The 17,542-nt window shown below is 38.5% G+C and carries 12 protein-coding genes; 8 read left to right on the plus strand and 4 right to left on the minus strand.

What is annotated here, in order from left to right; translation table 11 throughout:
* Positions 1-50: 50 nt before the first annotated feature.
* Positions 51-3,749: a methionine synthase gene (metH, locus tag H4J75_RS16495; RefSeq protein ID WP_182222731.1), complete on the plus strand. Its 3,699-nt coding sequence runs from the start codon at positions 51-53 to the stop codon at positions 3,747-3,749.
* A 121-nt stretch (positions 3,750-3,870) separates the two neighbouring features.
* Here metH and H4J75_RS16500 read toward each other — a convergent pair whose 3' ends face one another.
* Entirely contained in the window at positions 3,871-5,001 is a 1,131-nt protein-coding gene (locus H4J75_RS16500) for a HupE/UreJ family protein (RefSeq protein WP_182216957.1), read from the minus strand.
* Between the two features lie 237 nt (positions 5,002-5,238).
* Here H4J75_RS16500 and dinB point away from each other — a divergent pair, with 237 nt between their 5' ends.
* Positions 5,239-6,300 carry a DNA polymerase IV gene (dinB, locus tag H4J75_RS16505; protein WP_182216958.1) on the plus strand — a complete coding sequence of 354 codons (1,062 nt, stop codon included), beginning with the start codon at positions 5,239-5,241 and terminating at the stop codon, positions 6,298-6,300.
* 55 nt (positions 6,301-6,355) lie between these two features.
* Here the strand turns inward: dinB and H4J75_RS16510 are convergent, their stop codons facing one another.
* From H4J75_RS16510 to rpsT, 3 genes are all read right to left on the minus strand, one after another.
* Positions 6,356-6,850, minus strand: coding sequence for a peroxiredoxin (locus tag H4J75_RS16510; protein ID WP_182216960.1), 495 nt, complete (start codon positions 6,848-6,850; stop codon positions 6,356-6,358).
* A 131-nt stretch (positions 6,851-6,981) separates the two neighbouring features.
* Positions 6,982-8,634: a dipeptidyl-peptidase 3 family protein gene (locus H4J75_RS16515; RefSeq protein ID WP_182222732.1), complete on the minus strand. Its 1,653-nt coding sequence runs from the start codon at positions 8,632-8,634 to the stop codon at positions 6,982-6,984.
* Positions 8,635-8,827: 193 nt separating this feature from the next.
* Positions 8,828-9,088: a 30S ribosomal protein S20 gene (gene rpsT, locus H4J75_RS16520; protein WP_070374488.1), complete on the minus strand. Its 261-nt coding sequence runs from the start codon at positions 9,086-9,088 to the stop codon at positions 8,828-8,830.
* 310 nt (positions 9,089-9,398) lie between these two features.
* Between rpsT and murJ the strand changes: the two genes are divergently transcribed.
* From murJ to ispH, 6 genes are all read left to right on the plus strand, one after another.
* Positions 9,399-10,988, plus strand: coding sequence for a murein biosynthesis integral membrane protein MurJ (gene murJ, locus H4J75_RS16525; RefSeq protein WP_182222733.1), 1,590 nt, complete (start codon positions 9,399-9,401; stop codon positions 10,986-10,988).
* 122 nt (positions 10,989-11,110) lie between these two features.
* Positions 11,111-12,037, plus strand: a complete 927-nt coding sequence (gene ribF, locus H4J75_RS16530; RefSeq protein ID WP_182222734.1) for a bifunctional riboflavin kinase/FAD synthetase — start codon at positions 11,111-11,113, stop codon at positions 12,035-12,037.
* A 115-nt stretch (positions 12,038-12,152) separates the two neighbouring features.
* The gene (ileS, locus tag H4J75_RS16535) at positions 12,153-14,990 is read left to right on the plus strand and encodes an isoleucine--tRNA ligase (protein WP_070374485.1); all 2,838 of its coding nucleotides are present in this window, start codon (positions 12,153-12,155) and stop codon (positions 14,988-14,990) included.
* A gap of 217 nt (positions 14,991-15,207) precedes the next feature.
* Entirely contained in the window at positions 15,208-15,741 is a 534-nt protein-coding gene (gene lspA / locus H4J75_RS16540) for a signal peptidase II (RefSeq protein WP_182216965.1), read from the plus strand.
* Position 15,742: 1 nt separating this feature from the next.
* Complete coding sequence (fkpB, locus tag H4J75_RS16545) at positions 15,743-16,177, plus strand: FKBP-type peptidyl-prolyl cis-trans isomerase (protein ID WP_070374483.1); 435 nt, start codon at positions 15,743-15,745, stop codon at positions 16,175-16,177.
* A gap of 41 nt (positions 16,178-16,218) precedes the next feature.
* Positions 16,219-17,148, plus strand: coding sequence for a 4-hydroxy-3-methylbut-2-enyl diphosphate reductase (ispH, locus tag H4J75_RS16550; RefSeq protein WP_182216966.1), 930 nt, complete (start codon positions 16,219-16,221; stop codon positions 17,146-17,148).
* Positions 17,149-17,542: the final 394 nt, after the last annotated feature.

A 17,542-nucleotide genomic window follows, 5' to 3' on the forward strand; every position in this document is an offset into this window, starting at 1 on the left:
GATATATCTAGTCATTAAATTAAGTTTGAAAGTAAAAGTAGAGAAATCGTATGAAAAAATCAGCATCATTTAGTCGTCTTGAGCAACAAATACAAAAAAGAATTCTTATTTTAGATGGTGCTATGGGGACGATGATCCAAGCCTATAAATTTGAAGAACAAGATTATCGAGGTGAAAAATTTGCTGATTGGCATCTTGATGTCAAAGGCAATAATGATATGTTAGTGCTTACACAGCCCGAGGTAATTAAAGCTATTCACTATGAATACCTTGAAGCGGGTGCTGATATTCTTGAAACTAATACTTTTAATGCCACGACGATTGCGATGGCAGATTACGATATGCAGTCGTACAGTGCGGCAATCAATTTAGCGGCGGCACAAATAGCCCGTGCAGCAGCGGATGAATTCACCGCTAAAAACCCTGATAAACCAAGGTTTGTTGCCGGCGTTTTAGGGCCAACGAACAGAACATGTTCTATTTCACCTGATGTTAACGATCCTGCTTATCGAAATGTGACTTTTGATCAATTAAAAGATGCCTACATAGAATCAACGAAAGCACTGATTGAAGGTGGCTCAGATATTATTCTTATTGAGACTATCTTTGATACCTTAAATGCTAAAGCGGCTATTTTTGCGGTTGAAACTGTTTTTGATGAATTACAGTTACGTTTACCTGTAATGGTCTCGGGTACTATTACTGATGCATCAGGCAGAACATTGTCTGGGCAAACTACCGAAGCTTTTTATAATTCATTGCGCCACGCAAAACCTATTTCATTTGGTTTGAACTGTGCATTAGGTCCGGTTGAACTAAGACAATATGTGGCAGAATTGAGTCGAATATCAGACTTTGCTGTTTCAGCTCATCCTAATGCAGGCTTGCCTAATGCCTTTGGTGAATACGATTTCAGCGTCGAAGATATGAATGTTCATGTCAATGAGTGGGCTGAGTCGGGATTCCTTAACATTATTGGTGGCTGTTGTGGTACAACGCCAGCGCATATAAAAGGTATGGCGGATGCGGTTGCCAATGTAAAACCTAGGGAAATCAGCGCCAGGAAAATTGCTTGTCGTTTGTCCGGGCTTGAAGCATTAACCATAGAGGAAAGTTCATTATTTGTTAACGTTGGCGAACGAACTAATGTTACTGGCTCTGCTGTATTTAAGCGCTTAATTACCGAAGAAAATTACGAACAAGCCGTCGCCGTTGCCCTGCAACAAGTTGCCAATGGCGCGCAAATTATAGATATAAATATGGATGAAGGCATGCTTGATTCAAAAGCGGCGATGATCCGTTATTTGAATTTAATTGCTGGTGAGCCAGATATCGCGAAAGTGCCTATTATGCTTGATTCTTCTAAATGGGATATTTTAGAAGAAGGCTTGAAATGTATTCAGGGCAAAGGGGTTGTTAACTCAATCAGCTTGAAAGAGGGCGAAGAAAACTTCCGTAAACAAGCTGAACTATTACGCCGTTATGGCGCGGCTGTTATTGTTATGGCCTTCGATGAACAAGGTCAAGCAGACACACGGGTACGTAAGTATGAAATATGTAAACGTGCTTATGAAATTTTAGTCAATGAAATAGGCTTTCCTGCAGAAGACATTATCTTTGATCCCAATATCTTTGCGGTCGCAACCGGTATCGAAGAGCATAATAACTATGCGGTAGATTTTATTGAAGCGGTTGCCGATATAAAAGAAAACCTGCCTCATGCGATGATTTCGGGCGGTGTTTCTAACGTATCATTTTCATTTCGTGGTAATAACCCAGTACGTGAAGCGATTCATGCGGTGTTTTTATATCACGCAATAAAAAATGGTATGGACATGGGCATTGTAAATGCAGGTCAGTTAGCTATTTATTCAGATATTCCTGACGATCTCCGCCTTGCTGTTGAAGATGTTATACAAAATAGCGATGACGATGCAACAGAACGCTTACTTGATGTGGCTGAGTCTTATCGCGGGCAAGCGGGGAGCAAAAACAATAAGGCTGATTTAACCTGGCGTGAGCTACCGATTAAAGAGCGTTTAGAATACTCTTTGGTTAAAGGCATTAATGAATTTATTGTCGAAGATACTGAAGCAGCAAGGCTAGTGGCTGAACGACCTCTTGATGTTATTGAAGGACCATTAATGGATGGTATGAATACCGTTGGCGATTTATTTGGTGCTGGCGAAATGTTTCTGCCACAAGTGGTAAAATCAGCCCGCGTGATGAAACAAGCTGTTGCTCATTTAAATCCATTCATTGAAGCTGAAAAAACTGAAATAAAATCAAATGGTAAAATCTTACTGGCAACAGTAAAGGGTGATGTCCACGATATTGGTAAAAATATAGTCGGTGTTGTTTTACAATGTAACAACTACGAAATTATTGATTTAGGTGTCATGGTTTCTTGTGATGATATCTTGCGTGTGGCGAAAGCCGAAAAGGTCGATGTGATTGGATTGTCAGGTTTGATAACACCGTCACTTGATGAAATGGTGCATGTTGCTAAAGAAATGAAACGTCTTAATTTTGACTTGCCGTTACTTATTGGTGGCGCGACAACATCAAAAGCTCATACTGCCGTTAAAATAGAGCAGCAATATCAACATCCGGTGATATATGTGCCTAATGCGTCGCGTTCAGTTTCAGTCGTTAGTACCTTACTTTCAGATGATAGTGAGAAACGTGCTGCATTTTTAGCGCGTCAAGATGATGAATATGTGCGGGTGCGTGAGCGTCATTATAAAAAAGGACCACGTTCAAGCTTAATATCATTAGAAGATGCACGCGCCAATGCTGCGCCGATAAGTTTTGAAAACTATACCCCTAAAATACCCAATAAACTTGGTATTACGGTACTTGATAATCTTGATTTAAATGTCATTCGAAACTACATCGATTGGACGCCATTTTTCATGACTTGGCAGTTATCAGGCAAGTATCCGCTTATTTTACGACACGAAGTGGTCGGCGAAGAGGCAACTAATCTATTTAATGATGCTAATGCTTTATTAGACGATATTATTAACAGTAAAAAGTTAACGGCAAAAGCGGTTTTTGGTCTGTTTCCAGCTCATCGTCAACAAGACGATTTAATATTGTTTGCAGATGAAAACCGAGATAAGCAATTGATGAAACTACATCAATTACGTCAACAAAGTAAAAAACCAGCAGGGCAGTTTAACCGTTGTTTGGCTGATTATATCGCGGATAAAACCTCAGGTATTAAAGATTATGTTGGTGCTTTCGCGGTATCTGCAGGTTATGGTTGTGATGACCTAGTGAAGGAGTTCGCCGCTCAACATGATGACTACAATAGTATTTTAGTTAAAGCTGTTGCCGACCGATTAGCAGAAGCGAGTGCTGAATATCTCCATGAAAAAATTCGCAAAGAATACTGGGGGTATGCTCCTGAAGAGTCGCTTGCTAATGACGATTTAATTCGTGAAAAATATCAAGGTATCAGACCTGCGCCGGGTTATCCTGCCTGTCCAGAGCATACCGAAAAAGGTTTGTTGTGGGAACTACTCAATGTTGAAGAAAATATCGGCATGGAACTAACCTCAAGTTTTGCCATGTGGCCTGGAGCCGCGGTTAGTGGTTGGTACTTTGCTCACCCAGAATCAAAATACTTTGCGGTCGCTAAAGTCGCTAAAGACCAAGTGATTAATTATGCGACTCGAAAAGGGATGACATTGCCACAAGCAGAGCGTTGGCTGTCAGCTAACTTGGATTATGAACCTGAGTAATTAATAGAGTCATTATCATTTAGTTTATACGGCAACGGCCTTAAATCTCGGTAAAGTAGGTTTAAGGCCGTTGTTCATTTGACTACTCAATGTTAAACGATGATATGTCCTGTGTTGCGTATTAAAAGGTTCTTTCGATAAACCAATAAATAGCGATAACGGCGATAAGCGCACTTAACGGTATCACCACGTATTGTCTATATTGAGGTTTTTTAGCAAACCAGCGCGTCGCTAATAAAGCTAAGGCAACGACCGTTATTTGACCCAACTCAACGCCAATATTAAATGAAATTAAGCTACTGACATACTCACTCTTGGGTAAGCCCAGTTCAACAAGTACTGCTGCAAACCCTAAACCGTGCAGTAAACCAAAAGCAAAGATAATGGGTAAGCGCCACTTTGTTAGTTTGTGATAAAAAATATTCTCAATAGCCACGTAAGCAATTGATAAGGCAATAAGCGGCTCTACAATGCTGCTGGGTAGGTTGATAATACCAAATATACCCAAAGCTAGCGTAATGGTATGGGCAAGAGTAAAGGCACTTACCTGCCAGAGCAGTGTTGATGTCTTAGTGGCTAATAAAAATAGCGCGAGCACAAAGAGAATATGATCAAGCCCTTGCGGCAGAATATGTACAAAGCCCTGATAGATATACTCAACAATATTAAGCAGCTTAATTTCGGTTGTTGAAAGTTTACGTACACCACCCTTGATATCATCAATAGAAAAGTGATGGCTGTTCTGGCCGGATAGCACTAAAGATTTCTCTGAACGGCTGACTGTTAATAAGACATCCCCTAAGATGGGCGAAAATATCAAGGCTGCGTTGTTACTTTTTTGTGGCAATTGACCCTGCGACAATAGCTTAATGGTTTTAGTCGGTGAGTCAGCGCGAAGTCTTGCTTTTAATTCAAATACCGTTAGCCCTGAAAAAGGGGTAACAAGCACACTTTCTTTATCAATAATAAAAGCGCTTTGTTGATTTATTATTTGCAATATTTTTGAGAGTAATTGCTTTATTTCAATTAAAGAGAGGTTTTTTAGATGATTAATTAAATCTGCCTCATCTACTGATGATTTTTGATGACTTTTAATGACATGCAAAACATCAATATCGATACTAAGTTGGTAGTTATTATCTACAAGTAATTTTAGCTCTGCTTGATTAGCTTCATTGGTGTGAGCATTCACTAGTGCAGGTGATAAAAGTAGTAATAGGGCAAAAGTTGTTTGTAAAAGGCGCGTAATCATAAAAGTAATATCAGCTAGTCATTGATAAAAAATAAAGCGACAAATTAACGTATTTAGCATGAAATTAACAGTGGCCAAATTATTATTTCAGTATTGAACTATTAACTTAAAAGTTTATACTGTGTTTGTATACAGTTTAGGTTGAGTTGCCCATAGCGAAAATATGCTTTATTTTTTCACAACGAAATAAGGGACTTTTGATAAACATGATTACTATAATTAAGACATGACTAAAACATGACTCAAAGCCGAAAAATAATACATATAGATATGGACTGTTTCTATGCAGCTGTTGAAATGCGTGACAATGAGTCTTTACGTAATGTGCCACTTGCGGTCGGCGGTACAGGGCCTCGAAGCGTCTTGTGTACGTGTAATTACCAAGCAAGAAAATTTGGTGTTCGCTCGGCAATGCCAGCAATTAAGGCGATGCAACTTTGCCCTGAGCTAGTTATTGTTTCAGGCAGAATGGCTGTTTACCAAGAAGTTTCTGCACAAATAAGGGCGATATTTCAACGTTACACTCAGTTGATTGAACCATTGTCGCTTGATGAAGCCTTTCTTGATGTTACCCATAACAAAGAGTTTAACGGCAGTGCCACGCTTATTGCGGAGCAAATACGTCGTGATATTTTTAATGAACTCAATCTAACCGCCTCGGCAGGTGTTGCTCCTAATAAATTTATTGCTAAAATTGCCAGTGATGAAAATAAACCTAATGGTCAATGTGTTGTTACGCCCGCAGACGTGAGTGGTTTCGTTGAAAATTTACCATTGAAAAAAATTCCGGGTATTGGCCCAAAAACAGCACAAAAATTATTGGGCTACGGCTTCTCGTCATGTGCAGATATACGAGCAAGTTCTGTCGCCGTATTAACACCTATTGTCGGCAAGTTTGCCCCTGCATTGTATCAACGAAGTTTTGGTATTGATCATCGCCAATTAGAAACCGACAGAGTTAGAAAATCATTAGCGATAGAAACCACTTTTTCTCAAGACTTGTCTTGTGAAAAAGAGTGTGAAAGTGCCGTTGAGCTTTTATATGAGAAGCTTTTAGTGAGATTAGAAAAACATCAACATATGGTTATTAGTAAGCAAGGGATTAAACTTAAGTTTAATGACTTTACCCAAACAACAGTTGAGCAGCAAAGCAGCCACTGTGATGAAAACACCTTTAAACAATTACTGTTAAAAGCACTGTTGCGTAGTCAATCTAGGGGAATACGTTTAATAGGATTAACGCTAGGTTTTGCTGAGCATAATAACAAAGAAACACAGCAGCTTTGTTTTAGTTTATAACCGGTACTGACTTGATATGATGTCGGTACCGGTATTTTAGTTTTTATTACTGTGCTTATGCGGGTTTAATGATTTCTTTAACCGCCAATTCTAATTTTGGATCGTTAATATTTGAGCTGGTAGATTTGAAAACAACTTGTCCACTTCTATTGATAAAAAATGTCGTTGGTGTACCTTTTACGCCATATAACTTAGCAACTTTTTCACCTTCAACACCGGTAATAAATTGATAACCTCGTTGAGTAATCGAGTCTTGTGGTTTTGCTCCTTCATCTTCACTAAAACTAATCGCAACAATCTCAATGCCGGTATTTTTATACTTTTCAGTTAGCTCGACTAATTTAGGCTGCAATTTTTTACAATAGGGACACCATGTTGCCCAAAAATGTAAAATCACCGGCTTGCCCTGATAGTCTGCTAATGAAATGCTTTTACCGGCTTGGGTTTTTAGTGTCCAGTCTGGGGCTTGGTTGGCTTTATTGTCATTGGCGTTAACGTTGAACGACAATATGCTAACGAATATTATAATAATTGATAAAAATGCTTTCATGAAACAACCTACTTTTATTTATATGACTAACTACTTTAGGAGACCTTGATTACGGCGAAATTATTTCGAGCTTTTTATTAACAAAAAAGCCTATCGTATTGATAGGCTTTTTGACACTTCATTTAAAAGTATTATAAACCTAACACTTTTTTACCTTGCTTAAAGGTAATATCAACAGGAATATTAGCCGCTTCAATACGCGCTAAGTCTTCTGCTAAATCGGCTTTAATGACACCGCTTTTTGCAACAAGTGCAGCCACACCTTCATAATCACCATTACCTTGTAAGGTTAAAATAAGCTCAGACAACGAATCAATAGCGGCAGTCATCTTATCAATGTTGACAGAGTATAACCCTTGCGAGTTACGGGTAAACGCCCCTTGCTCAGCAAAGTAATTAAACCGTACCATGTTGGCTTTACCGTGAGCAGATGTTGCGCCAAAGCGCACTGAACGGAATATTCCCGCTAAGAAGGTTGTGTAATAATCTTGCAATGTACCTTCTTCAATGGCGCCTTTAATCAGTAACTGGCGGATCATATAAAGCCCAAGAATATCGGCTTTACCTTCTTCTAGTGCCGAAGCATGCTCTTTTAATGATTGGCGTACTGTGCCCTTATCATTAATGGTATTTTTGATACCCAAACCATGGGCAACCTCATGAAACATCGTATTAGCAAAGAAGGCATTGAATGTTACATTTTCACGTTGCTCAGCAACGATTAAGGTACTAGCAATGGGTAACATTATATTATCGAACTTGGCTTGCATCGCATTTTTAAGTTGTAAGCGGCGCGTACCTTTCTCTAACTGTACTTTTTCGTCATTGGGGAGATTAATCGCAATGGTTTTACTACCGGCATTAGAATGACCTGCATAATAAATGACGTCATATGCGTTTAAGTCTGCATCAGAGCCGGGTACTTCTTTTTTATAAGCTTTTTTAACGGGTAAGTCTTTTTGTAATTCGGGTAAATATTCAGCATATTTAGCGAGCTTTTCACTCCAGGCTAAATCTTTAATCAGCACATAAGATTCAAAAGCAGCGCGGTAACCATAAAGCTGATCTTCGTAGGTTTCTATCGGGCCAATAACGACATCAATAGGATTGTTTTTCATATCCATCCAAGCAAAATCAGACGCTTGAAAGTCATCATGACGGATTGCTGTCGCACGTAAATTTAAGTAATTTGCAAATTCTTTATCATCAGCAAAGCTTGATGCTTTTTCTAATATAGCCGCAATACGATTAATGCTACCGCTATAAAGCTCAGAAAAAGCCACTGACGTTAATTGGCCATCGCTGGTACGCTTAACTACCGAATACAAGCCACTCTTGTCAGCAAAGTCTGCTTGCTCAAATTCAGCTTTGGTTAAGTCATTAGGGTAAAACTCTGCGCCAGCCGCTTTTGCTTGATATCCAGAAAGGAAAGGTTTATCGCCATCTAATCTATCCCAAGGACCATAATTGATACGGGCAAATTCACGGACCTTTTCATCATCAATACTAGCAAGGAAGCTTGCTTTGTCTTCACCAAAAGCCTGTTGCCAGAAAAGTTCATCAATAATATCTGAAGCTTCAATAAGCAATACGATCATTTTTTTCTGGTTTTCAGACAAGTGACTCAAATCAGCACTAAGTGTTACTGGCTTATATATGTCTAAACGACTTTTGGCTTCTGCTAATAAAGTAGGCGCTGAACGTGGTTGTTTATTATTTTCACTACAAGCGCTTAATAGGCTAGTGGCAAGCAAAAGGCCAGTAGCGAGTTTTGTTAGTCTCATTTTTATTCTCACGTATTTTTTGAATATGTATATATAACGCAAAGAGATTACCAAAAATGGCAGGATGCGCAAGGTCTTAATCTATGGGATGGGATCAGGTTTTAGTGAGTTTATTTTATTGGCGGGGTAAAAAAATTAAATAATAGGCAAAAAAAAACCAGCATAAGCTGGTTTTTTAATTCAATAACAAAAATTAAAGCGCTTTAATAGCAGCGTTTAAACGACTCTTACTACGAGCAGCTTTATTTTTGTGAATAAGACCTTTGCTTGCAAAACGATCTAAGATCGGTTGTGCAGCAGCAAATTCTTTAGATGCTGTGTCTTTGTCACCAGCTTCAATTGCAGCGAGTACTTTTTTGAATAGAGTGCGCATCATTGAACGACGACTTGCATTATGTTGACGGCGTTTTTCTGATTGAACCGCGCGTTTCTTCGCCTGCTTTGAATTAGCCAAGGTGAACTCCTAAAATATGATTGTATATATAGCCTAAATTTAAGGCGAGGAAATATGCCTTTTTTTAGCTCGATTGTCAAACCTTTTACCGGTTTAATTTACTTAATAACGATGAATTTACCATTATATAATAATTATCATTATTGGTTACTAAATAATGGCGCTATTTTACCTGTTATTTACAGGATTTAAAATAGATTAAAAACTTCTTTGCATTTACTTGTTTATCACAGGTAAAAAGCTGCATAATATTAATGAAAAATTACATCTTGGAATATGATGATTTATATCGATTTATTGGAGCTATGCATTGAGTAAAAAGTTAATAAAATCAGGTCTTATAGTGAGTTTTATGACCTTGATTTCTCGTGTGCTCGGCTTGGTTCGAGATGTTGTTATTGCGAACATTATTGGTGCAGGTTTAGCGTCTGATGTTTTTTTCTTTGCCAATAAAATTCCCAATTTTCTACGTCGATTATTTGCCGAAGGTGCTTTTGCACAAGCTTTTGTCCCCGTGTTGAGTGAATATCATACCAAAGATGAGGCCGATGGGCTGAGTTTGAAAGAAGGTGAAACACGTAAATTAATCGCTCAAGTTTCAGGCACCTTAGGTGTAATTGTTACCATAGTAACGCTTATTGGCATGATAGCCTCGCCGTTATTTGTGATTTTATTTGGTTTTGGTTGGTTTGTAGATTGGCTTAACGATGGTCCCAAAGCCCAACAGTTTGAGTTAGCCTCATCACTACTAAAAATTACCTTCCCCTATTTATGGTTTGTCAGCTTTACCGCACTTGCCGGCGCGATTTTAAATACTTTTGGTCGATTTGCTGTTTCTTCTTTTACGCCCGTTTTACTTAATGTTTGCATTATTGGCTGTGCAATCTACTTGTCACCCTTATTCGACAATCCTGCTTTTGCATTAGCTTGGGGCGTATTTTTAGGGGGCTTAGCTCAGTTCTTATTTCAAATACCTTTTTTAATTAAAGCCGGTGTCTTTGTTAAACCAAAATGGGCTTGGCACGCGAAAGGTGTAAAAAAAATCCGCGAACTTATTGTTCCTGCTTTGTTTGGTGTTTCTGTTACGCAAATTAATTTACTGCTTGATACCCTAATAGCCAGTATCTTAGTCACTGGCTCGATTAGTTGGCTTTATTACGCCGATCGTTTATTAGAATTTCCCTTAGGGTTATTTGGTATTGGTATAGCTACCGTTATTTTACCCAGTTTAGCTAAATTGCATACTAAGCAAGACAAAGAAGAGTTTAGTGAGACGATTACTTGGGGCTTAAAAATTGTTTCTTTATTTGGCTGGCCCGCACTTGCAGGGTTAATGGTATTAGCTCAGCCGATTATTATGATTTTATTTATGCGTGGTGAGTTTTCTCAAGAAACTGTTTTACAAGTCTCTTATGCCTTATTTGCTTACCTTTCGGGTTTAATCAGCTTTATGTTTATTAAAATATTAGCGCCGGCTTATTACGCACGCCAAGATACCAAAACCCCCGTAAAAATAGGTATTAAAGCGATGGCGGCCAATATGATTTTCAATCTGATGTTGGCACCTTTTTTTGGTTATGTAGGTTTGGCCATTGCGACAGCTATGTCGGCAACACTCAATGCGTTAATGCTTTATCATGGTTTAAAAAGTAATAATATCTTTGCATTGTCTAAAACAACGTGGTGGTTTTTTGCGCGGCTTATCTTTTCTGCGGGGATCATGGCAGTGGTTGTTTTTACGTTATCACCCCCGTTTAAAGTTTGGTTAGCGATGGAAACCACCTTGCAAATTCAACAATTACTTATTTGCATTACTTTAGGTATGCTCAGTTATTTTATTTCTATTGCTGCACTGGGAATTCGAGTGAAAGATTTCAAAGTTAAAGTAACTGAAAAATAAATTGATGAAATTAGCTTCAGGTGCTGATTCTTAAGCCTGAGTGATATATAATTTATCGGTTTTTATTCATTAATGGCGACACTTGTCTACTAATGTCAGTCAAATTTAGGTTTTTTAATTAAATGCAGTTAATACGCGGTATCCACAATATTCAAGCTGAAGATCATGGCTGTGTGTTAACCATAGGCAATTTTGACGGTGTTCATTTAGGACATGCTCGCGTTATAAAGGCTTTAATTGCAAAAGCTAAAGAATTGAATTGTACACCAGCAGTGATGATTTTTGAGCCTCAGCCGCAAGAGTTATTTTCTCCTGAGACGGCTCCTGCAAGATTGACACGTTTAAGAGATAAATATTTTCTTTTGAAAAATTTGGGTGTAGAACGTTTGATTTGTGTTAATTTTCATCGAGAATTTGCCAATAAAAGCGCGTCAGAGTTTATCGAACTTTTATTAGTTCAACAGCTAGGTATTAAACATTTAATTATTGGTGACGATTTCCGCTTTGGAAAGAACCGTTTAGGCAATTTTAGTCTGCTAAAACAAGCCGGTGAAAAATTTGATTTTGCTGTTTCTGATACCGCAAGTTTCAAACTTGAAAATTGTCGGATCAGCAGTACCCAAATACGTAATGCTTTAGAGAATAATCAACTAGCTGACGCAGAAAGAATGCTAGGTCGGGCTTACTCTATTATCGGTCGGGTTTTTCATGGTGATAAGCGTGGCCGAAAACTAGGGTTTCCTACCGCAAATGTTTTATTAAAAAGACGAGTTTCACCTATTTCCGGTGTTTTCGTGGTAAAAGTAAATACGGTTAAAGAATGCTTTTATGGTGTGGCTAATATTGGTTCAAGGCCAACAGTGTCTGGTATTAGGCAACAGCTAGAAGTACATATTTTTAACTTCAATGAAGACATTTATGGTCAAACCATTGAAGTGGTTATGCTAAATAAATTAAGAAATGAAATAAAATTTTCATCACTAGATGAATTAACTAAGCAAATATCACAAGATAGTGAGCAGGCAAAAGCCTTTGTTCAAGATTTATAAATAAACAGATACGTGAGTTAATAGTAAAATTAATATCAAGCCAATGTCGATTTTACTATTAACTTATTAGAGGCTAACCACCAGTTAGCGAATATAACAACGGATAATGATTTAAATGAGTGATTATAAACAAACCCTAAACTTGCCAGCTACTTCTTTCGCGATGAAAGGTAACATGGCAAACCGTGAACCAAACATGCTAAAAGAGTGGGCTGAAAAAGATCTGTACGGCCAAATTCGAGCGGCTAAAAAAGGTAAGAAATCATTTATTTTGCATGACGGTCCTCCGTATGCAAATGGTGATATTCACTTAGGTCATTCTGTTAATAAAATTCTTAAAGATATTATTGTTAAATCAAAAACGTTATCTGACTTTAACGCACCGTTTGTGCCTGGTTGGGATTGCCATGGTTTACCGATTGAATTAATGGTTGAGAAAAAAATTGGTAAGCCAGGTCATAAAGTTTCTGCCAGTGTTTTTCGAGAAAAATGTCGTGAATATGCAGCCAAGCAAGTTATTGGGCAGCGTGAAGACTTTAAACGCTTAGGGATTTTTGCTGATTGGGAAAAACCTTACCTCACTATGGATTTTGGTACTGAAGCCAATATCATACGTGCTTTAGGTAAAATAGCTGAGAATGGTCATTTACATCAAGGGTTCAAACCTGTGCATTGGTGTACTGATTGTGGTTCTTCTTTGGCTGAAGCTGAAGTTGAATACAAAGATAAACAATCGCCAGCGATTGACGTAAAATTCACCGTAGTTGACCAAAGTGTTGCTGATAAGTTTGATCACCCTGAAAATCATCAAGGTGAAGGTGAAGTATCGGTTGTTATTTGGACCACTACACCTTGGACACTTCCGGCTAACCGAGCAGTTTCTGTTAATGCCGACGTTGAATACACTTTAGTACAATGTGAAACCGAGCAGGGCAAAGTACGTTATATTTTAGCGTCGGACCTAGTGACAGCATGTATGGACCGTTTTGGAATTGATAAATATCATGCATTAGGGTTTTGTAAAGGTAGCGATTTAGATTTAGTGCAACTTAAACACCCATTTTATGATTTTACTGTACCAATGATCTTAGGCGAGCATGTAACGACTGACTCTGGTACGGGTTGTGTACATACAGCACCTGGTCATGGTGTTGAAGATTTCGTGGTGGGCAAAATATATAACCTTGAAGTAGCTAACCCTGTTGGCGCTAATGGTGTTTATTTAGAAGATACACCATTGTTTGCTGGCCAACATGTTTTTAAAGCCAATGCCAATGTCGTTGAAACATTGAAAGAACATGGCACTTTAGTACATCACCATGCAATAGAGCATTCTTACCCGCATTGCTGGCGCCACAAAACACCCTTAATTTTTCGTGCAACACCACAATGGTTTATTAGCATGGATAAAAAAGGTTTACGCCAAGATTCATTAAACGAAATTGAAAAAACGCAATGGATCCCTGATTGGGGTCAACGCCGTATCGAATTGATGGTTGAAGGTCGCCCTGACTGGTGTATTTCACGTCAACGTACTTGGGGCGTGCCAATGGCATTATTTATTCATCAAGACTCGGGTGCTTTACATCCACGCAGTATTGAACTGATTGAAACGGTTGCTAAGCGTGTTGAAGAAAAAGGCATTCAAGCATGGTTTGATTTAGACGCTGCTGAGCTTATTGGTGATGACGCTAAAGAATATATTAAAGTACCAGACACCTTAGATGTATGGTTTGACTCTGGAACGACTCATTACTCCGTTGTTAATGCACGTGAAGAATTTGATGGCGTTGCAGATTTATACCTTGAAGGTTCAGATCAACATCGTGGTTGGTTTATGTCGTCAATGATTTCATCGGTAGCGATGAATGGTAAAGCGCCTTATAAGCAGGTACTAACACATGGTTTTACCGTTGATACTAACGGTCACAAAATGTCTAAGTCATTAGGCAATGTTATTACACCAAAAGAAATCACCAGTAAGTTAGGTGCAGACATTTTGCGTTTATGGGTAGCTTCAGTTAACTATACGCAAGAAATTACTGTCTCTGATGAAATCTTTAAGCGTCAAGCCGATGCGTACCGTCGTATTCGTAATACCTCGCGCTTTTTATTATCAAACCTTAATGGTTTTGATCCTAAAACTGATTCAGTCGCTTTTGACGATATGGTTGCACTTGACCGTTGGGCTGTTGATAAAGCTGCACAATTGCAAAAAGAAATTGTTAGCGCTTATGATGACTACGAATTTAATGTTGTTGTTCATAAGCTGATGAACTTCTGTACCACAGAATTAGGTGGCTTCTACTTAGATATTATTAAAGACCGTCAATATACAGCGAAAGAAGACAGTACGGCGCGTCGCTCTTGTCAAACCGCTATGTATTTAATCGCTGAAGCGATGACTCGCTGGATGGCTCCTATTTTATCTTTTACTGCACAAGAAATTTGGCAAGCGCTACCGACTCCGTCTGGTGAAACGCGTGACGAATTCGTTTTCACCGGTGTTTGGTTTAATGGTTTGCCTAAGGCAGAAACAAGTAATACTTTAAACAATGATTACTGGAATGAAATTTTACTTGTGCGCACCGAAGTAAACAAAGCACTAGAAAATGCCCGTAAAGAAAAACAAGTGGGTAAAGCGCTTGAAGCAGCGGTTATTTTATATACCAACGCAGAGCTTGCTGAAAAATTACAACAATTAGGCGAAGAACTTCGCTTTGTTTTGATCACCTCTAAAGCTACGGTTGAAGTAGTTGACAGTGCACCAACGGGCGCTTTAGCAACTGAGATTGAAGGCTTATGGTTAACGGTTGCACCAGCAACAGGCACCAAATGTGAGCGTTGTTGGCATGTAACTGAAGACATCGGGGAAGATGAAAAACATCCTGAACTTTGTGGACGTTGTATTACCAACGTAGAGGGTGAGGGCGAGAAACGCCAATTCGCCTAAATATTTGTGTATTCTTTGCTATTTCATCCAAGAATTGCAGAAAAGTACTCAGCTAGTTAACTAGGCTGTGTGCTTTAGCTTTATTCTTGAATGAACTAGCTTTGAATAAGCCAATATTTCATCGATTAGTTTTGTTGAAAAGCCTTAGTCAGACATTCACAAAACATGCTAACTATCTCATTAGTTATATAACAACAACTATTAGCACAGTAGAAATATGAAAATTAATAAACTTTTTACAGAAACGGGTTTTAAATGGTTATGGTTAACCGTTTTATTTTTGATTATTGATCAAGTAACCAAGCAACTGGTTGTTAACTCATTTGATTTATATGAGTCGATGAACATTTTACCTTTCTTTGATTTGAGATATGTACAAAACCCAGGTGCAGCCTTTAGCTTTCTTGCCGACCAAGACGGTTGGCAACGTTGGTTCTTTACCATTATTGCTGCTATTGCCAGTGTGGTTTTTTTAGTGTGGTTGGCTAAAACGCCAAAGAATAATGCACTATTAAGTATCGCTTTAGCGTTTATGCTCAGTGGCGCAGTGGGCAACTTAATTGACCGGGCATTATTTGGCTATGTTATCGACTTTTTAGACTTTTATATTGCCGATAATCATTGGCCAGCCTTTAATGTCGCAGACTCTGCTATTTTTATTGGCGCGGCATTGATGATTTTTGATTCCTTTAAAAATGGTGATTCAGCCAAGAAAACTGAAATTACTAAGACAAAAGTAGACGAGAAATAAAATGACAATGTTAATTACTGATAAATCTGAAGTTATCGCTCATATTACCATGAAATTATCTGATGGCTCAGCGGCAGACAGTACCAAAGTAAACAAAAAGCCTGCTAAAATTATTATGGGTGATGCCAGTATTTCTCCTGCCTTTGAAGCGCAATTGTTAGGCCTTGCCGCTGGAGATTCTAAAGAATTTACCCTCGAAGCAAAAGATGCCTTTGGCGAACCTAATCCAGATAATTTCCATTACGTTGATGCAGATAAATTTGGTAGTGACGTACCAGCAGAAGTGGGCAGTATCATTACTTTCACACAACCTGGCAATATAGAGTTACCTGGTATGGTCAAAGAAGTGATCGGTACATCGGTCACTATTGACTTTAATCATCCGCTAGCGGGACAAGCAGTAACATTTGTTATTGACGTTGTTGAAGTTTTATAATCGTTAACTCTTAGGACTTTTGAGTCTCTCAGGAACAAATTATGGAAATTATTTTAGCTAACCCTCGTGGTTTTTGTGCTGGCGTAGACCGAGCGATTAGTATCGTAGACCGCGCGTTAGACTTATTTGGTGCGCCCATTTATGTACGCCACGAAGTAGTACATAACAAGTTTGTTGTTGATGGCTTAAAAGACCGCGGCGCGATATTTGTTGATGAACTTTTTGAAGTTCCTGACGATAATACCGTTATTTTTAGTGCTCATGGCGTCTCTAAAGCGGTACGTCAACAAGCTAAAGACCGTGGTCTAAAAGTATTTGACGCTACTTGTCCATTAGTGACTAAAGTACATATGGAAGTGTCACGTACCAGTCGTAAAAATATTGAGTGCATTCTTATTGGTCACGCTGGACACCCTGAAGTTGAGGGTACGATGGGACAATATGAGAGTGAGCATGGCGGGATTTATTTAGTTGAGTCTGTTGCTGATGTAGCAACACTTGAAGTAAAAGACCCTACTCAATTGTATTATTGTAGCCAAACGACCTTATCCATTGACGATACGTCAGAAGTTATTGACGCGTTGAGAAATAAGTTCGCTTTAATTAAAGGCCCCCGCAAGGACGATATTTGTTATGCAACACAAAATCGTCAAGACGCGGTACGCACTATTTCTGCACAAGTTGATTTACTGTTAGTTGTTGGCGCCAAAAATAGCTCTAACTCTAATCGCTTACGTGAACTCTCTGAGAAGTTGGGCACACCTTCCTACCTGATTGATACTTTTGCCGATATTCAACCACAATGGCTTGAAAATGTTAATAAAATTGGTGTTACTGCCGGAGCTTCTGCACCCGCAATACTTATCCAGCAAGTTATTGACGCACTAAAAGACTTTGGTGGTCAAGAGGTTATCGAATATCCTGGTCGTGAAGAGAACACAGTATTTGCGGTACCTATAGAATTGCGCTAATCTTAAAATATCAGGTTAAGTGGTTGAATGTAATTTTATCCGTTATATGAGTGCTTAAATTTAAAGCATTTTAATAACAATATTCATGACTTAACCTTATTATTCTGAATAGTAACTATGTACATAGGCTATTCAATAATAGATTTTTAAGGTATGAGTTAATGCGGTTCACGTTAGTGATTTTTAACACATATAAGTTCTCAATCGAATTCTTAGCGCTACGCTTAGTTTCGCTTCTCCTCGCCTTTAAAATTCTATTTGGGTCTGTTTTGTGTTTGTCACTTAAAAGTATACTCATCAATGCTGTTTCTTTTATTTATCTCCCATTCACTCTATATTTTAAAGCATTATTTTTCTGGGTAGTCAGCAATTTTTGTCAGTGTATTAAGGAGTC

The organism is Colwellia sp. BRX10-1 (assembly GCF_014077545.1).
Taxonomy (GTDB): domain Bacteria; phylum Pseudomonadota; class Gammaproteobacteria; order Enterobacterales; family Alteromonadaceae; genus Colwellia_A.